Source organism: Lysobacter oculi (genome assembly GCF_003293695.1).
Lineage (GTDB): Bacteria > Pseudomonadota > Gammaproteobacteria > Xanthomonadales > Xanthomonadaceae > Solilutibacter > Solilutibacter oculi.
Genome location: NZ_CP029556.1, coordinates 1,757,335 through 1,773,212 on the forward strand (window position 1 = coordinate 1,757,335; position 15,878 = coordinate 1,773,212).

Sequence of the window (15,878 nt, forward strand, 5' to 3'; positions counted from 1 at the left end):
CCGGGAATTCCACCATCAAGCCCGCTACCGGGTCGACTTGCCGGCGACGCCCATCCCGACATTTTCTGAAGACCGCCCCACGCTTCATCGGCTAGAATTGGAGTTTCCATGACTATCCATTGCGGAGCCTTGCCCAGGTGAAGATCCTCGTCGGCTACAAGCGAGTCGTTGACGCCAATGTGCGCATACAAGTGCGGCCTGATGGCTCGGGCGTGGTGACCGAAGGCGTCAAGCTTTCGCCCAACCCGTTCGACGAAATTGCGCTGGAGGAAGCCCTGCGCCTGCGTGACAAGGGCATTGCGTCCGAGGTCGTGGTCGCTGCGATCGCGCCGGCCGATGCGCAACCGCACCTGCGCAACGGACTTGCGATGGGCGCCAACCGCTCGATTCATGTGGTTGCCGACGGATCGGTCGGGCCGTTGACCGCAGCGCGTGTGCTGTTGAAGCTTGTCGAAAAGGAGCAACCCGACCTGGTTCTGCTCGGCAAACAGGCGATCGACGACGACGCCAACCAGACCGGGCAGATGCTTGCCACGCTCTGGGGCCGCCCACAGGCCACCTTCGCCAGCGAATTGAGCGTGGAAGGTGGCAAAGCAACGGTTGTCCGCGAAGTCGACGCGGGCCTTGAGACGTTGGAAATCGATCTGCCCGCGGTGGTGACCACGGACCTGCGCCTGAACGAGCCGCGTTTCATCAAGCTGCCGGATATCATGAAGGCGAAGTCCAAGCCCCTCGAAACGATTGCAATGGTTGACCTCGGCGCGGAGGAATCGAACACATTGAAGACGATCCACTATGCCGCCCCCGTCCAGCGCAGCCGGGGCGTGATGGTCAAGGATGCAAACGAACTGGTTGCCCATCTCAAGCAAAAGGGGCTGCTCTGATGGCCAAGGTCCTGATCGTCGCCGAACACCTGGATGGCAAGCTCAATGCCGCCACTGCGAAGTGCGTTTCTGCTGCGCTGGCTTTGGCTCCGGAGTCCATCGACGTCCTGGTGCTTGCGTCGGATCCGACTGCTATCGCCCGTGACGCCGCCCGGCTCGAGGGCGTGTCTAGAGTGCTTGCGGTCGCGAATCCGGCAAACGAGCATGCGATCTCGCAGGTTCTGGCACCGCAGGTCGCGCAGATTGCTGCGGAATACACCCATGTTTTCGGCCCGAGCACGACGTTCGGGAAGGACCTGATGCCCTGCATCGCTGCTCTTCTCGGCGTGGCACAGATATCGGACCTGATGGCGGTCGAGGGCACCCACACTTTCAAACGACCGATCTACGCCGGCAATGCAATCGTCACCGTCGAGACCCCCGCCGACCAGATCGTGGTCGCGACCATCCGCACCGCTTCGTGGCTCGAGGCCGCTACCGGCAATGACGCCTTAGTCGAGGCAGTCGGCGTCGACGTGCCGTTGCCATCGCATACACGTCATGTCGGACTGCAGGCGGGCAAGTCCGACCGACCGGATCTGCAGAGTGCGCGCCGCGTGGTATCCGGCGGCCGCGGAGTAGGCAGCGCCGAGAATTTCTCGGTCGTCTATGCCCTCGCCGATGCACTGGGAGCCGCTGTAGGCGCTTCGCGCGCCGCTGTTGATGCCGGTTATGTTCCGAACGACATGCAGGTAGGACAGACGGGCAAGATCATTTCACCGGAGCTCTACATCGCGATCGGCATCTCCGGGGCGATCCAGCACCTCACTGGCATCAAGGATGCCGGTACCATCGTTGCCATCAACAAGGACGCAGATGCACCGATCTTCGAGATCGCCGATGTCGGACTGGTGGGCGATTTGTTCGAAATACTGCCGCAGCTCAAGGCCGCCCTGGGTTGATGGACGGCAATGATGAGTCGTTGTCGACACCTGCCGGGCTAGGCTGGCGGGCAGATCCAACCGAGTGAGAGCCATGGCACGATTCGCTTGCAAGCTGATGATGATCGGGACGCTCGTTTCAGCCGTCGCGTTTGCGACGACAGGTTGCAAACGCTCGCCCGACCCGTCGAATCCGCAGGAGCCGACAGCGGAAGCGGTCCCATCTGAAACGCTTCAGCCAGCACCGGACGGCATCAATCAGGCCATCGCTCCCGATGAATTCGCGCGTGTTCGTCTGTCGCAGGTCGAAAGTCCTCGACAAACCGAGGGTGGAACCCATGTGCTGGTCACGATCGAGGTCGAGAACAGATCCACGCAGACGCTTGTGGGGCGCGGATCGAACCCGGTCAATCTTGGTGTCCAGGTGCTCTCGTCCGATGGCAAGCCGGAACCCCCGGACGGTCTGCTCGATTTCATCCGCCAGCCCCTTCCGCCGATCGAACCCGGCGAAGGTGCCGCGGTGACATTGGCAATACCCGTGGATGCGCGATCTTCCGGCCGCACCCTGCGTCTTGCTTTGGTCCAGGAACCGTTGCGATGGTATGACACGCCGACCGATCAGCCCATTGAGATCGGCCCTTTCTCGGCATGCGACACACGGATATGCGATGTTGCAGGTGCCCCTTTGCCGAGTGCCGCCGGGACACCCTGACGCTGCCATTTTCAGGGGCGAGGCACGTGCCGCAGTCGCTCGCGAGCGCAGTCGTAATACCACGATGTCCGCCAGAATGACGGCCCCATGATGGTGGCCTCCGTTTCCATTTTGCCGCGCATGACTTCGCACGCCGGCCCCGGCCACAGCGAGGCACCCATCACGTCCTCGCGTTCGGATCGGTACGGGATTGCGAAGTAGTATGCCGATGCCAGAACGGGTATCGATGCAAGGATTGCCCACGCACCCATCGACCGGAGGCTTTTCCTGATCGGCGCATGGCCGTTGCCTGCAGTCCCTGCGGTCAGCAGCATCGCCACCAACAGCGACAGCATCGGCTGCAGCATCAAGCGGTCGCCCCACGATGACCAGCCGAATGCCGCCCACCACAACGAGAAGGAAACCAGCGCCCCTCCTGCCGCAACCAACGCCGGCAGGATGCCCGCAAGCGAGAGCCTGTGGCGCGTCAGCCACAGCAGAAGCGCCAAGACGGCGAACGGGAGCGACCAGAAAATCACCACGCCGCCATTGGGCGAGGCGATTCCGCCGGCAAGGAATTCCAGCGACATGACGAGTAGCGGCGATGTCTGGCGTGCTTCTTCCAGATAAGCGACCGGCGCCAGACTGGCATATCGATATTGGTTGTACGCCAACGCAGCCACCCCGCCCGGCACAAGTGCCAGCAGCCCTGCCGCGGTGATGCCTGCCAAGCGCGCCTCTCCGAACTGCTCGTTCCGCCTTCGCTGCCAATGCTTGGCCAGTCGCAGAGTCGCCAGCGAAACCAGGATGGCCAACAGCACGATGACAACCACCGTGTCCTTGTACAGCGGAAACAGCAGCGCGGTACCGATCAGCCATCCATACGCAACGGGCCTGCGTCTCAGACCGGGTTCCATCCACATCGCACCCAATGTGCCCAGATAGATGCCCGCGACAATCCCGGCCTGCACCTCCAGGGCTGCGGCATGCACGTAGAAATACGGCAGGGGGCTGAGACAGATCGCTGCGATATAGGCGCCGGCCGATGCAAATGCCTGTTTGCCGCGCAACGTGGCCAGCCACGCCAATGGCAAAGCGAGGAAAGCGACGTTGAGCCAGGCCAGACGCATGCCCGGTTGAGGTGACTCATGCACCCATGCCGAATTGAGCAGATACGCGAGCGGGAATTTGCTTAGTCCCTCGCAGCCTCCGGCATCCCGAATGATTCTGCATTGCTGCAAGCGCGCCCAGTCGCCACCCCAGGCGCCGAAATCATACTGCGCAAAGTAGCTGCCGCCGCCCGCTATCGCGCACATCAAGGCAATTGCACAGACCATGAGCGGCCAGGGCCATGCGCGCATCCCATTCATCGAGGCAGGCATATCCAGGATTTGTCGTAAGCGCGCGTGGGACGGCAATCGAAGTCCTTCATGGATCCGGCGTTGGAACGGTAGACATCATCGGCCATTAGGACTACTTCATTCGGCGATGGCGTCACCGTTTTCCCGCTGCAGTGCCGGACCAGCTGTTCGGGTGTGTTGCGGGCGGCATAGAAGCTGTTGGTGTACAGGCCGTCACGCAGCATGCGAAAGCCGATCGCCTCGTAGTTGCGGACCCCGAGCGGCGTGCCGTGGGGGCTGCACTGGAAAGGCGGATAGGCCACCACGCCCGCGTATGTCCCGCGGGAGAATGCGGGCATTTCCTGATGCTGACCCGCAGCCATGTTGGCCGAGACAGCGGAACCGATCGGCGCCACATCGATAAATTGCAGGAATACCAAACCGCAAAGAACAATCGCCGCCAGCCGCCGCGGCATGCGCGCGACAATCAAGGTCGTGCCCAGCACGATGATCCAGAAGCCGCATAGCCAGAAAAACCTGCCGCTGGCGCGGAAACGGCCAAGCAACGAAAGCACGGTATCCGGGAGGACGATCTCATGGATGTGCGCACCGACTGTGAGTGTGGACGACAAAGCCAACACGAATGCGGCCATGCACAGCAAGACCACGGTGGCCCACGGAAATCCTTCCAGCCGGCGACGTGTTGCCGGAAGCAGGAACGGGATGGCGATCGCCAGCAAGAGCACGCCGAAACCCGGATAGACGAAACCCTCGAAGGTCTGTCCACCGGTCGCATCGGCAATGTCCCTGCGAAGCACCAATGCGGTCCCGTTCGAGTCGATCGGGCCGAGCAGGTTCATTGAATAGACACCGTACCCCTGCGTCACCGCATCACTTGCAGCCATGAAGCCGAACAGTCGAAGACCGGAGTACGCCGCCACCGCGAAAACCGCGATCGCGGCCAGCGACCATGCGGTTCCGGCCAAGCGCCAGCGCGAAAGCGCCATTGCGCAGGCGCTCATGCCCGTCATCAACGCCAGATAAGGATTGATGCCCGCGGCAAGGAACAGCACGCTGGCATTGGCTAGCGTCCACCACCATGGTCTTGCATGCCAGAGCCCGAGCGAGGCCCACATGCCAAGCACGATCACCCACTGCGACGACAATGCCGTGTGCCCCTGAAAGCGCCAAAAGGTGAAGGGCAGCAACGCGAACATCAGGCCAGCCATCGTCCAGATGACGTGATGCGCACGCATGTCCTGCATGCCGGCCAGTTTCAGTGCGGCGCGCACTGCCAGCGCACCGAACACGCCCTGGAGAACCAGGCATGCGAGGAAGTAGGCACCTAGATACTGTTGTCCGCTCCAGCCGGTGCCGGCCCACTTCGCGATCGCGAGAAAGATCGGCATGGGGTCGAAGAGCGAAATGCTGATGGGCAAAGGATGGCTCATGCGCGTCGTCTGCAGCCATCCAGCCGCCGGATCCGTCAAGTAGACGCCCCAGGCCACATAAACCTGGGCCAGGTCACCCCATATCCAGCGGGTGTTGCTGGGGTCCAGCGGGCCCGGCCCCAGCACCCAGCGTCCCCACAGGTACGCAAGGACCGCAACCGCCATGCACGGCACGACGCCGCGCCACCAGGCTGCGCGCACGACGGAATCCTTCATGGACCTGTTCTCCGCTGCTCATGTCCGCAGCCGTAGTCGGCGACGACGTGGCTGTCGCGAAATGGATCCGTCAATGCATCGGTATATTCGCCCGCCAGCAGCCGGCGCACCGGCAACAGGTGCCTGCGATAGGCCCGGCTGAACGAAGCCAGCCTCTGCCCTCGCGGGGTAAGCATCACGCATCCGTCCCGCACGACAACGGTGCCTGACTCGACCTGTTCGGTAAGCCGCACGTCGACGAGACGATGTTCCCGAACATACTCATCGATGAATATACGTTCCATCGCGTTCCTGCGGACGCCTCCACCGCGCTGCTGGATCTTCTCGAGAATGTAGAACGACAGCGAACGATCAAGCACGGTGGGTATGCTGATCGCGAATGCGTAGCCGCCCAGCAACCAGATGCAAAGCAGCATGGCCTGCTCGAGAGTGCTCAAGGAATGGAGTCCACCCGCGAAACGCAGGACGGCGAAGCACAGAAACGCGGCGATCACGGCCCCTCCGATCGAGGCATAGAGCACGACGTCGACCTTCATCGTTCTCATCTGGACGACATGAAGCACGATCAGCACGCCGATGAAGAGTGCTGTCGCCAGGACACATCGCATGGCGTTGCTCACCTGAAGACCAGCAACTTGTTGGCAAGGAAACTCACTGCAACCTGCAGTGCGGTGGCGATCAAAAAGCCGACCCGGTAGTCGAATCCGAAATGGTCGCTCCATGCGCGGAGAAACAGCATGTGCATGAGAGCCAGGATGGCGTATACGGGAAGGAAGCGCGACAACTGCATGAGCGCGCCATCGGTGCGCCCCGGAAACACGAAATAGCGGCTGCCCAGGAAGGAGACGGCTATGCCGAAAACGGCTGCCACGCCATTGGCGACCCCTGCCGATCGCATGTCCAGCAGCGACATGTTGGCTTCCAGCACACAGTAATGCACCAAGGTGGCAACGAGGCCATTGGCGATGTAGCGAGCCACTTCTCCCTGCGTACCAGACACGATTTCACTCACGGTGCGCATCCAGCACCTCGTCGATGTACTGCAGATAATGCCCTTCGGGCACGATGTCGCCACCACGGACAATGCCCGACATCATGAGCACCATCAGAGTCAGCGCGGCGGTCTGCAGGAATACCAGCAGCAGGATGCCCATCGCCAAGGAGAACCAGCCGGGAGTGGCAAAGCCGATTGTCTTCAATATCAACGCCGCGACGCCGCCGCTGATCGACAAAAACGCGACCAGGCTGCATGCGATACCCACCCGGACAAGCACGTCCTCGCCGAACACCATCAGCGCGCGGAAACCATGAAGTGCCAGCCCGACGAAATTCATCTTGCTCCTGCCCGCGTAGCGCGGACCTCGATCAAGTGGCTGCCGTTTTATCCGGAGCTTTGAACTCAAGGTGCTGGCAGCGACATGGGTCCATGATTCGGGCATGGCGGCGATGCGGCGCGCGGCCATCGGCTTCATCGCCATGAAGTTTCCGAAATCGATGCGTCGCCCGCTCAGGAGGCTGAAAAGCGCTTTGTAGACCTGATAGAACATCCTGAACCTCAGAGTCTCCACACGACTGCGGCGGACAGCCGCAACGATGTCGACCGTGTCCGATTCCAGCCGAGTCAGCAGTTCCGGTATGGATTGCGGCGTGTCCTCGCCATCGGAATCCATCACCACCAAGCGGTCGCTTTCCGCCGCGCGCGATGCCACGTGTGAAATCCCGATGGCGATGGCGCGCTGATGGCCGACGTTGCGGCGCAGGCGCAGGACCGTGCCATCCAGTCCGGCCGTGACAATCATGGAAGTCTCGACCGGTTGCCGCACCGAGCCGTCATCGACGGCAACCACGTGCAGTCTTCGGGTGGCGTCATGAAGGCTGGCGAGTTCGCGGAAAAGACGGGAGGATGCCTCCGCATCCTCGTAGATGGGCATCACGACATAGAGCGTGCCGGTATCCATCCGTCAAAGCTCCAGACGCCGCCGGAAATACGCGATGGTCTCCTTGAGCCCGTCCTGCAGCGAAACTGTGGGAGCCCAGCCGAGTTTGCGCTCAGCCAAGCCGATGTCCGGCTTTCGTTGCTTGGGGTCGTCTTCCGGAAGGGGCTGGTGGACGATGCCGGACTTGCCACCCACCAGCGAGACCACGGTCTCTGCAAGTTCCAGCATGGTGAACTCGCCGGGATTGCCGATATTGACCGGACCGGTGAATTCAGCGCGGCTGTCCATCAGGCGGGTCATGCCTTCGATGAGGTCGTCCACGTAGCAGAAGCTGCGGGTCTGGGTGCCGTCCCCGTATATCGTGATGGGCTGACCACGAAGTGCCTGCACGATGAAGTTGCTGACAACCCGGCCGTCATTGGGATGCATGCGCGGGCCGTACGTGTTGAAGATCCGCATGACCTTGATCTCCAGCCGATGCTGCCGCCAGTAGTCGAAGAAAAGCGTCTCGGCGCAACGCTTGCCTTCGTCGTAGCAGCTGCGGATTCCGATCGGGTTGACCCTTCCCCAATAGGCCTCGGGCTGCGGGTGCACTTCGGGGTCGCCGTAGACCTCGCTCGTGCTTGCCTGCAGGATCCGCGCACGAACGCGTTTTGCCAGGCCGAGCATGTTGATCGCACCGTGCACGCTGGTCTTGGTTGTCTGCACAGGATCCGACTGGTAGTGGACCGGCGACGCCGGGCATGCCAGGTTGTAGATCCGATCGACTTCCACGTAGAGCGGGAACGTCACGTCGTGGCGCATCAGCTCGAAATTCGGGCGCCCAATCAGGTCACGCACGTTGTCTTTGTTGCCCGTGTAGAAGTTATCCACGCACAGCACGTCGTGCCCTGCAGCGACCAGTCTGTCGCACAAGTGCGAACCAAGGAATCCCGCCCCGCCCGTCACCAAAACCCTTCCCGCGTTCAGCATCGTCGCTCCATGTCCACTATTCGATGATTGTTTCACCCGTCACGTCCCTAACAGAGGGTCTCGGGCGGATAGCTGCGGTATAACCAGGACGGTCGCCGCTCGCCCGGCGCATCAGCAAGCCGACGCCAGCGGCTGAAAAGATACTGCCCCAAATCATGTTCGCGGTTCTGCGTGGCTGTCAGCAACGAGGCGATACCCGCCGCATCCAGTTGCGTCGCCTGGTTGTCGTGCACGTCGGAGGTGAAGTCCGTGTCGCATGCGAAACCGCCATGGCGCATCAGCATATGCAGCTCGTGGCGCGTGTACTCGCGATTGTGGCGTCCGTGCGGTCCGTGTCCGGAATAGGGGTCGTAGAGGTTGCGCCCCTCGAGCAGGGCCACGACATTGTCGAAGCGGGCCACGTTCGGAGTGGTCAGGATCAGCCATCCACCCGGCTTAAGAACACGCGCGATTTCAGATACGGCATGCAGCGGGTCACTAGTGAAGTGTTCGAGCACTTCGCAGAAGAGCACCAGGTCGTAGGTCGCGTCTGGAACCGGCAGCCGTCCGGATTCAAGATCGACGCTGTAGGAATCGAAGGCTTCCTCTCGCCGCACACCGCATTGATCGGTCCACGCCACCTGTTGGGTGATCAAAGGAGACTCCCCACCGAAATAGTTGGTGTACTCGAAGTGCAGCCGGGGTCTGGCCTCACGCATCAGCACCGAAATGAAGTACGGATTGGCGCCTATTTCCAGCGCCTTGCCCGCAGCATCGGCTGGCACCAGGCCCGCAGTGTAGAGGAAGCGATCCACATCCTGTGCGAGGTAGTTGGCGAGTTCGCGGCCTCCGATTCCGTCTATCGTGAGATCCGCCAGCCTCGTCGCCGTGGCCAGACGGTCAAGCCCACCCCGGTCTGCCAGGGGGCTTTTGAATGCAAGCGTTTGCGTGGAGGCATGCCGTTTCATCTTTATCGGGTCTTTCCTTCAATGGAGAAGAATCTCGAGCAGCCGGCCGGCGGATTCGGACCACGTCATGGTGCGCATTCCGGTGGGCATCTTCCAGCGCCCCGTCTCGATTCCCGCCTTCATCAGCGCGGACAATGCAGCCGCATCCCTTGGCGGAAAATATTCGGCATTCGCGCCGGCGACTTCCCGGAACACCGGAATGTCGCTCAGCAAGAGCGGCTTTCCACGACTACCGGCTTCGATGACCGGCAAGCCGAAGCCTTCGCTGAGCGAGGCCTGCAGAAAAACGTCCGCACGGTCCATCAACGCAGTCAGGTCCGCATCCGAAGCAGACTCGAACCAGTGCAAGCGCGTGCCGGCGAGCGGATGAGCGCGCAGTCGCTCACTCAGCGCATCGACGTTCCATCCATGCTTGCCCACCAGGCACAAAGCGGCATCCGCACCGGCGATCAGGTCTTCGAATGCGGAAACGATTGTCGCGTAGTCCTTGCGTGGCTCGATGGTGCCGACCGCGATGAAGAGCGGGAGATCACCGATTTTATCGATCGCACGCGATACCGCCTGCGACGGTGGCGACTGCACTTCGCCGTCGAGATCGCTGCCGAGGTGAACGACCCGGGTCCAGGGGCGTGGCCGAGGCATTGGGGACTGACTGTCGATGAACTCTTCCAGGTCCGACCGCGTGGCTTCCGAGATGCACACGAACCCGTCGGTCACGCCTGCTGCGTGCCGCAGCCAGCCGGAAAAGACCCGTGGCATGCCAGGGTCACAGCATTCAGGGTGCCGGATCGGGATCAGATCGTAGACCATCCACACCACTTCCCCCCCCAATGAACGCACCTCCTCTGCAACGGGGTCGAAGCGCTCCGGCTCGATCCACGACGAGTCGAGCATGAAGAGAAGGTCGTTGGGCCTTGCACGCACTCGTTCACCATCGTTGCCAAGAAAGGCCTGGATGCCGAGTCGTTCGGCGGCGAATCTGCTCGCATACACCACGCCGTCAGGCGTGTGCATAATCGGCTGCACCTCGACGCCTTCGGGAGCGAGCGCCGCAAGCCCCGAGCAGAATCGACGAACAACTCTCTGGATGCCGGTGCGCGCGTCCAACCTTGCCACCTCGCTCACGTCCACGAGTATGCGTCGCACACCGCGCGCAGCCATGGCTTCCAGTCCGGATTCGAGATCACGTGCAGCATCCGGCACTTCTGCGAGCAGGGCGCCCCAACGACGGATATCGTCCTGACGGACACCAAGCCCCGTGACTCCTGCACTGCGCCCCGACTGCGCCAGCTCCCTCAATGCCTGTTGCGCGATGCGTGCCGATCTGGACCAATCGTGATGCTGCAATTGAACCGGGCCTGCTTCACGCAACGCCGCTCGCAGGGCTTGATCCTCCAGCACGGACGCGAGGAGCACCGATGCGCCTGCAGCATCGCCTGGATCGAACAGTCCGCGCGGGTCAGGCACCACTTCCGCCAGCGCGCCGCCGGACGACGAAAGCACGGGCGCACCAAAGGCCATGGCTTCGAGCACGGGCAGGCCGAAACCCTCGTACAGGGACGGGAAAAAAAACACCTCGCATCGGGCATAGAGCGCGGCGAGCAATTCATCGTCGATCCGGCCGAGTATGTCGACCCGCGCTGCAATGCCTGCGAAGCGGCCGTGCAACGCATCAACCACGTCCTGCCCCGCCTGCGTCATCACCAATCGATGCGTTGCGCGCAGCCTTTCCGGAAGAGCCGCGAACGTCTCCAGCGCCATCACGCCGTTCTTGCGCCAGTCCCCGTTGCCGACAGTAAGAATGAAAGGTTCGACGATGCCATTGCCTGCAAGCATCGACTGCGCGCGTTCGATGCGGACTGCGGTCGATCTGGACCGCAAACCGGGATCCAGGCCCGCACCGACCAGGACGATCTTTTCCGGCGGAATGTTCAACATGTTCACGAGATCCGAGCGTGTAGCCTCGGATATCGCCAGAAACATGTCGTAGCGGACGAATTGCTCCAGCTTCCGCCTGTAGACGGCCGTCAGGGGATTGCCCTCGGGCAGATAGTGCTGCGGATATCGCAGCGGGATCAGGTCATAGGCGATGACCGCGGTACGAGGTCGCCGTTCGCTCCAGTCGAATCCAGTGGCATACGCCGAGCCCACCTCGAAATGACTGGTCTGCAGAACCACGTCCACGGAGAGCGCCTCGTAGAACCGGGCGCGCGCAGACTCTGCCGCTTGAACGTGCAGCCGATGCCCGTCGATGAAGGTCACCGCGGGATAACGGTACGCCACGGTGTCGGGCATCCGCCCGGTCCGCATGCGATGGCGGATGTCACGCACGCGTGACGGATCGGCAGTGTCCAGACCGACGAGCCAGACATCGTCGCCCGGGCATGCAAGCAGTGCATCCGTCAGGTTGACCGCATAACGGCCAATTCCACGATCACGCGAATCGGTCAGGCAGGATTGCAGGTCGATCGCGCATCGCATACGAGGGCAGGCTTCAGGCCGTTTGTCTGCGCATGTCGGCATCGACCATCATGGTGATCAGGTCTTCCAGGCTGGTCTTGGGAGTCCAGCCCAGCTGCTTCTGCGCCTTGGACGGGTTGCCAAGTAATACGTCGACTTCCGCCGGGCGATAGTATTTTTCATCGATGACCACGTGGTCATCCATCGAAAGCCCGACGTGCTCGAAGGCGATCCTGCACATGTCGCGCACCGTCGTCGTCTGGCCTGTCGCCACGACATAATCGTCGGCGGAATCCTGCTGCAGCATCAGCCACATCGCCTCAACGTAATCCCCGGCAAAGCCCCAGTCACGCTTGGCGTCGATATTGCCCAGATGCAACTCCTTCTGCTTCCCACGCTTGATGCGCGCAACTGCATCCGTCACCTTGCGGGTCACGAACTCGATGCCCCGCAGTGGCGACTCGTGGTTGAACAGGATGCCGCTCGAGGCGTGCATCCCGAAGCTCTCCCGGTAATTGACGGTCGCCCAGTGCGCCATCAGTTTCGCCACGCCATATGGGCTGCGTGGATAGAAGGGCGTGGTTTCGTCCTGGCGCTCGGCCTGAATCAGGCCGAACATTTCACTTGTGGACGCCTGGTAAAAGCGCGCCTGCCGGTTCACGATGCGAACCGCCTCGAGGACATTGAGCGCACCGACCCCGTCGACCTGAGCCGTCAGGATGGGCTGGCTCCATGATGAGCCAACGAAACTCTGTGCCCCGAGGTTGTAGACCTCACTTGCACCTGACTGCTCTATTGCACGGATCAACGAGGCCAAGTCGGTCAGATCACCGTCGATGAAGGTGATGTCTCTATCCACTTCCAGTTCGCGCAACCGCCACAGCGTATCGGTACTGCGGCGGGGATGCAGGCCCGCCACGCGGTAACCTTTGGACAGCAGCAGCTGCGCCAGATAGGCGCCGTCCTGACCGGTGATTCCGGTGATCAAAGCACTTTTATTCGACATTGAGGTTTTTTTCCTTGGCGTATTCGAGAATGTCTGCCAGCGTTTCCAGCATCGGACGACGCGGGAACCAGCCAGTATGGTCACGGATTTTATCGATGCAAGCCACCATCCGGCGCTGGTCTGCCGGACGGAACTTGCCCGGATCCCGCTCGATGCGCACGCCTACGCCGGCCAAACAGGCCATTTCCGCTATCAGATCGCGCACCCGTCTTTCCACGCCCGAACCGATGAGGTAGGTTTCCCCTGCCCGTCCGCGCGCAAGCAAGGCCAGATATGCCTCCACCACATCCCGCACATCGCAGAAATCCCGGGTCGTGTCCACATCGCCCATCAAGAGCGTGATGACGTCTTGGCCGCGAGGGGCCCGGGCCAGCTGCACAGCGACTGAGGGCAGGACGAAGCCTTCGCCTTGCCCGGGGCCTATGTGATTGAATGGCCTCGCAATCACCACATCCAAGCCATGTGCACGGCGCCATTGCAGACACAGTGCTTCGGCACAGACCTTGCTCAATGCGTACGGGTTGAGCGGGCGCGGCGGAGGAGCATCTTCGCGTACCGGCAGGTTGTCCTCGGCGACATGTCCATAGATGTCGCCTGAACTCACGAAAAGCAAACGACCTTTGAATTCCGCAGCCTGCAGTGCCTGCAGCAGGTTGAGGGTGCCGGTGAAATTGACGGACAACGTGCCTGCGGGGTCCTCAAACGATCTTGGCACGCTGCTTTGCGCCGCAAGATGCAGTATCGCGTCGGGTGTTGCGGTCCGCACCCGCGCGGCGACGGCATCGGGATCGCGCAGATCGGTCCCTGAGTCCATCGTCTCGATGCGAATCCCTGATCCGCGCTCGGCGGCATCTATGAAATGCCGACCAACGAATCCACTGGCACCCGTCACGAGGATCCGCTTGAAGTGGTGCTCAACGGCCACTGGATAATGCCTCCACGCCGCGAATCCGCCCGGATTCAAGTTCCATCAATCGCTCCTGCATCGTCTCCATCCGGCGTTGCAGTTCTTCCGTCGACGCCGAAGCCTGGGCCAGGTCGGCCATCGTGCCTGTCGCCACCACGGAGGTCCGCGCGAGTCGTGCTTCCATTTCGACCAGGTCCATCGCATGCGCGGCACCCATGAATTCCAGTTCGCGCTCCAGCCTGCCCAGTCTAAGGAAACCATGAATCCATGCGAAGACGGGCCCAACGAACGGAATGCGCTTGATCCTCGAGATCTCCCATGCCTGCCGCAACTTCTTCACCGGCACGCCTTTCGCCATGCCCTCCACGCTGAAACGCAGCGATGCAAGCAGTTCGATCCGTGTCGCACTTCCTTCCCGCAAGGCCGCCAGGTGCATGGCCAGTTCGGTTTCCGACGGCTGCCGTCTCAGCAGCGCGCGGTATCCGTTCACCACGAACGGAAGGTCGTGGAAGTGCATGAAATCGGCGACATGATAGACGCCGCGCTCAATGAGCTCGCGCTGGGTCCGCAAGGACGCCGTGGCCGCTTCCGGTTCCATGGGAAGGCCCATGCTCAACCGCAGACGTCGTGCCTCGGCCAGCACGCGCCGCATGACCTCTTCCACGCTTTCGATACCCGTTGTGCCGCTCGAATCAAGCATGCGCCTGCCTCCTGATCGATTCTATTGCCCTGACCAGACTTTCGCTGTTGCGCAGTGGATCCAGGAACTCGGCCACTGCCGAAGGCATTCTGCGCGGTCCGTCGACCGCCTTTTTCATCAGTCTGGCTGCATGGGCCAGATCCGGTTCCGCCCAGACCTCGCCATGGCTATGCGGATATTCGTCATTGCGCAACTCGCGCAAACGGCAATCCACCGCATAGGGCGAGCCCGCCAGGAAATCGACGCTTCCGGACCAGCCCGTTGCAATGACGGGCTTGCCTGTCAGCGCGAACTCCGCCATCCCCAGGCCAAAGCCCTCGGCGCGATGCAGCGACAGATAGGCATCGCAGCAGCGCTGCAAAGCACGCCTGTGGGCAGCGTCGATGTTCTGGTCCACGAAGATGATGCGTGGATCGCCGTCGGCGGCGGAGAGCAGGGCATGTGCGGCAAATGGATGCTCGCGTGCGTGCGTGGATTTCACCAGAAGCGCAACAGCTTCGTCCCCTGCCGGAAAGGCTTCGCGAAACGCCTGCACGGCTCCCAGCGGATTCTTGCGCGCGAACGAAGAGTGATAGTCGAAGGAGGTCAGGAAGACGTAGACGTCATCACGCAAGCCGAAATCCGCGCGCGACAAGCCGCTGTCCGCGCGTGGCGCAATGGGAACCGGCACGCGCAAAACGGGTTTGTCGCTCGCTCCGATCATGGCTTTTTCTATGAATTCCGAAGCCACGAGCACCGCATCGACATCTGCAAGTGCAGCTTGCCATGCGTTGGGAATGCGCGGCAGCTCCCAAAACCAGCAGCCAACGATCAGGTTGTCGGATGTTCTCGCACGGATCCGAGCCAGATCCGCGGCCGACAGCTGGCCCGGGTTGGCGAAGACCAGCGAGACGGGATATGGCATGTCGCTGGAATACAGTCCGTCGAACTCGCGATCCCCGCCATCATGTTCTGCTGGTCTGGGGAGATTGTGGATCGCCAGCGGGACCCCGCATTCGAGCAGCGCGCGCGTGTACAGCCTCGCACTCTCCGCCAACCCGAACCGCCCATCGAAGAAACCGAACACATTGAGACCATCGCTTTCCAGATACCCCAGCGATCCTGCGCGTGGACGAGCCAACTCAACAGGCTGCCGCCACGCCAAGGTATCCGGGAAGCGCATGTCGGCAATCGCCGTCCGCCCCCATGCCGTCACCCGGGAAGAGATCCATAGCCGCAGTGATGCAGGCAATCGACCGTAGATCGTCCGCAGCATCGGCATGTGGCGGTGACGCACGAACAGTGCGGCCCCGCTTTTCTTGAGCCGCACGCATGCGCCCGTCATGCTGACAAAGTCGCAATTGACGGACACTGTCCTGCGCTTGGACGCCCTTGTGTGGAAAGGAATGCCATCAGGGCCCGCAATCCGTTACGGGATGGCTTGGAGCATCTACGGCCATGTTCGACG

The 15,878-nt window shown here is 61.8% G+C and carries 15 protein-coding genes; 3 read left to right on the forward strand and 12 right to left on the reverse strand.

What is annotated here, in order from left to right:
- The first annotated feature begins 137 nt into the window (after positions 1–137).
- The 3 genes from DCD74_RS08480 to DCD74_RS12685 all read left to right on the forward strand — a co-directional run bounded on the left by DCD74_RS08480 (position 138) and on the right by DCD74_RS12685 (position 2,516).
- Positions 138–884 carry an electron transfer flavoprotein subunit beta/FixA family protein gene (locus DCD74_RS08480; protein ID WP_112926933.1) on the forward strand — a complete coding sequence of 249 codons (747 nt, stop codon included), beginning with the start codon at positions 138–140 and terminating at the stop codon, positions 882–884.
- Positions 884–1,825, forward strand: coding sequence for an electron transfer flavoprotein subunit alpha/FixB family protein (locus DCD74_RS08485; protein ID WP_112926934.1), 942 nt, complete (start codon positions 884–886; stop codon positions 1,823–1,825). Before DCD74_RS08480 ends, DCD74_RS08485 begins: the two co-directional genes overlap by 1 nt.
- Before the next feature lie 73 nt (positions 1,826–1,898).
- Positions 1,899–2,516, forward strand: a complete 618-nt coding sequence (locus tag DCD74_RS12685) for a hypothetical protein (protein ID WP_162615956.1) — start codon at positions 1,899–1,901, stop codon at positions 2,514–2,516.
- Between the two features lie 11 nt (positions 2,517–2,527).
- Here the strand turns inward: DCD74_RS12685 and DCD74_RS08490 are convergent, their stop codons facing one another.
- From DCD74_RS08490 to DCD74_RS08545, 12 genes are read right to left on the reverse strand one after another with little or no spacing between them, the layout of a single operon-like run.
- On the reverse strand, positions 2,528–3,856 hold the full coding sequence (locus tag DCD74_RS08490) for a hypothetical protein (RefSeq protein ID WP_217424248.1): 1,329 nt from the start codon (positions 3,854–3,856) through the stop codon (positions 2,528–2,530).
- Between the two features lie 5 nt (positions 3,857–3,861).
- Entirely contained in the window at positions 3,862–5,502 is a 1,641-nt protein-coding gene (locus DCD74_RS08495) for a DUF6311 domain-containing protein (RefSeq protein ID WP_112926936.1), read from the reverse strand.
- Positions 5,499–6,122, reverse strand: a complete 624-nt coding sequence (locus tag DCD74_RS08500; RefSeq protein WP_112926937.1) for a hypothetical protein — start codon at positions 6,120–6,122, stop codon at positions 5,499–5,501. Before DCD74_RS08500 ends, DCD74_RS08495 begins: the two co-directional genes overlap by 4 nt.
- On the reverse strand, positions 6,119–6,523 hold the full coding sequence (locus DCD74_RS08505; RefSeq protein ID WP_112926938.1) for a GtrA family protein: 405 nt from the start codon (positions 6,521–6,523) through the stop codon (positions 6,119–6,121). The genes DCD74_RS08500 and DCD74_RS08505 overlap by 4 nt, the downstream gene beginning before the upstream one ends.
- Positions 6,507–7,460 carry a glycosyltransferase gene (locus DCD74_RS08510; protein WP_112926939.1) on the reverse strand — a complete coding sequence of 318 codons (954 nt, stop codon included), beginning with the start codon at positions 7,458–7,460 and terminating at the stop codon, positions 6,507–6,509. The genes DCD74_RS08505 and DCD74_RS08510 overlap by 17 nt, the downstream gene beginning before the upstream one ends.
- A gap of 3 nt (positions 7,461–7,463) precedes the next feature.
- Positions 7,464–8,411: a UDP-glucuronic acid decarboxylase family protein gene (locus DCD74_RS08515; protein ID WP_112926940.1), complete on the reverse strand. Its 948-nt coding sequence runs from the start codon at positions 8,409–8,411 to the stop codon at positions 7,464–7,466.
- 47 nt (positions 8,412–8,458) lie between these two features.
- Positions 8,459–9,358, reverse strand: a complete 900-nt coding sequence (locus tag DCD74_RS08520; protein ID WP_112926941.1) for a class I SAM-dependent methyltransferase — start codon at positions 9,356–9,358, stop codon at positions 8,459–8,461.
- Positions 9,359–9,376: 18 nt separating this feature from the next.
- On the reverse strand, positions 9,377–11,839 hold the full coding sequence (locus tag DCD74_RS08525; protein ID WP_237049569.1) for a glycosyltransferase family 4 protein: 2,463 nt from the start codon (positions 11,837–11,839) through the stop codon (positions 9,377–9,379).
- A 13-nt stretch (positions 11,840–11,852) separates the two neighbouring features.
- On the reverse strand, positions 11,853–12,824 hold the full coding sequence (gmd, locus tag DCD74_RS08530) for a GDP-mannose 4,6-dehydratase (RefSeq protein WP_112926942.1): 972 nt from the start codon (positions 12,822–12,824) through the stop codon (positions 11,853–11,855).
- Positions 12,814–13,749: a GDP-mannose 4,6-dehydratase gene (locus DCD74_RS08535; RefSeq protein ID WP_112926943.1), complete on the reverse strand. Its 936-nt coding sequence runs from the start codon at positions 13,747–13,749 to the stop codon at positions 12,814–12,816. The genes gmd and DCD74_RS08535 overlap by 11 nt, the downstream gene beginning before the upstream one ends.
- On the reverse strand, positions 13,739–14,431 hold the full coding sequence (locus tag DCD74_RS08540) for a hypothetical protein (protein ID WP_112926944.1): 693 nt from the start codon (positions 14,429–14,431) through the stop codon (positions 13,739–13,741). The genes DCD74_RS08535 and DCD74_RS08540 overlap by 11 nt, the downstream gene beginning before the upstream one ends.
- Positions 14,424–15,686 (reverse strand): glycosyltransferase, encoded by a 1,263-nt coding sequence (locus DCD74_RS08545; protein ID WP_217424249.1) that lies wholly within the window; start codon positions 15,684–15,686, stop codon positions 14,424–14,426. Before DCD74_RS08545 ends, DCD74_RS08540 begins: the two co-directional genes overlap by 8 nt.
- Between the last annotated feature and the right edge of the window lie 192 nt (positions 15,687–15,878).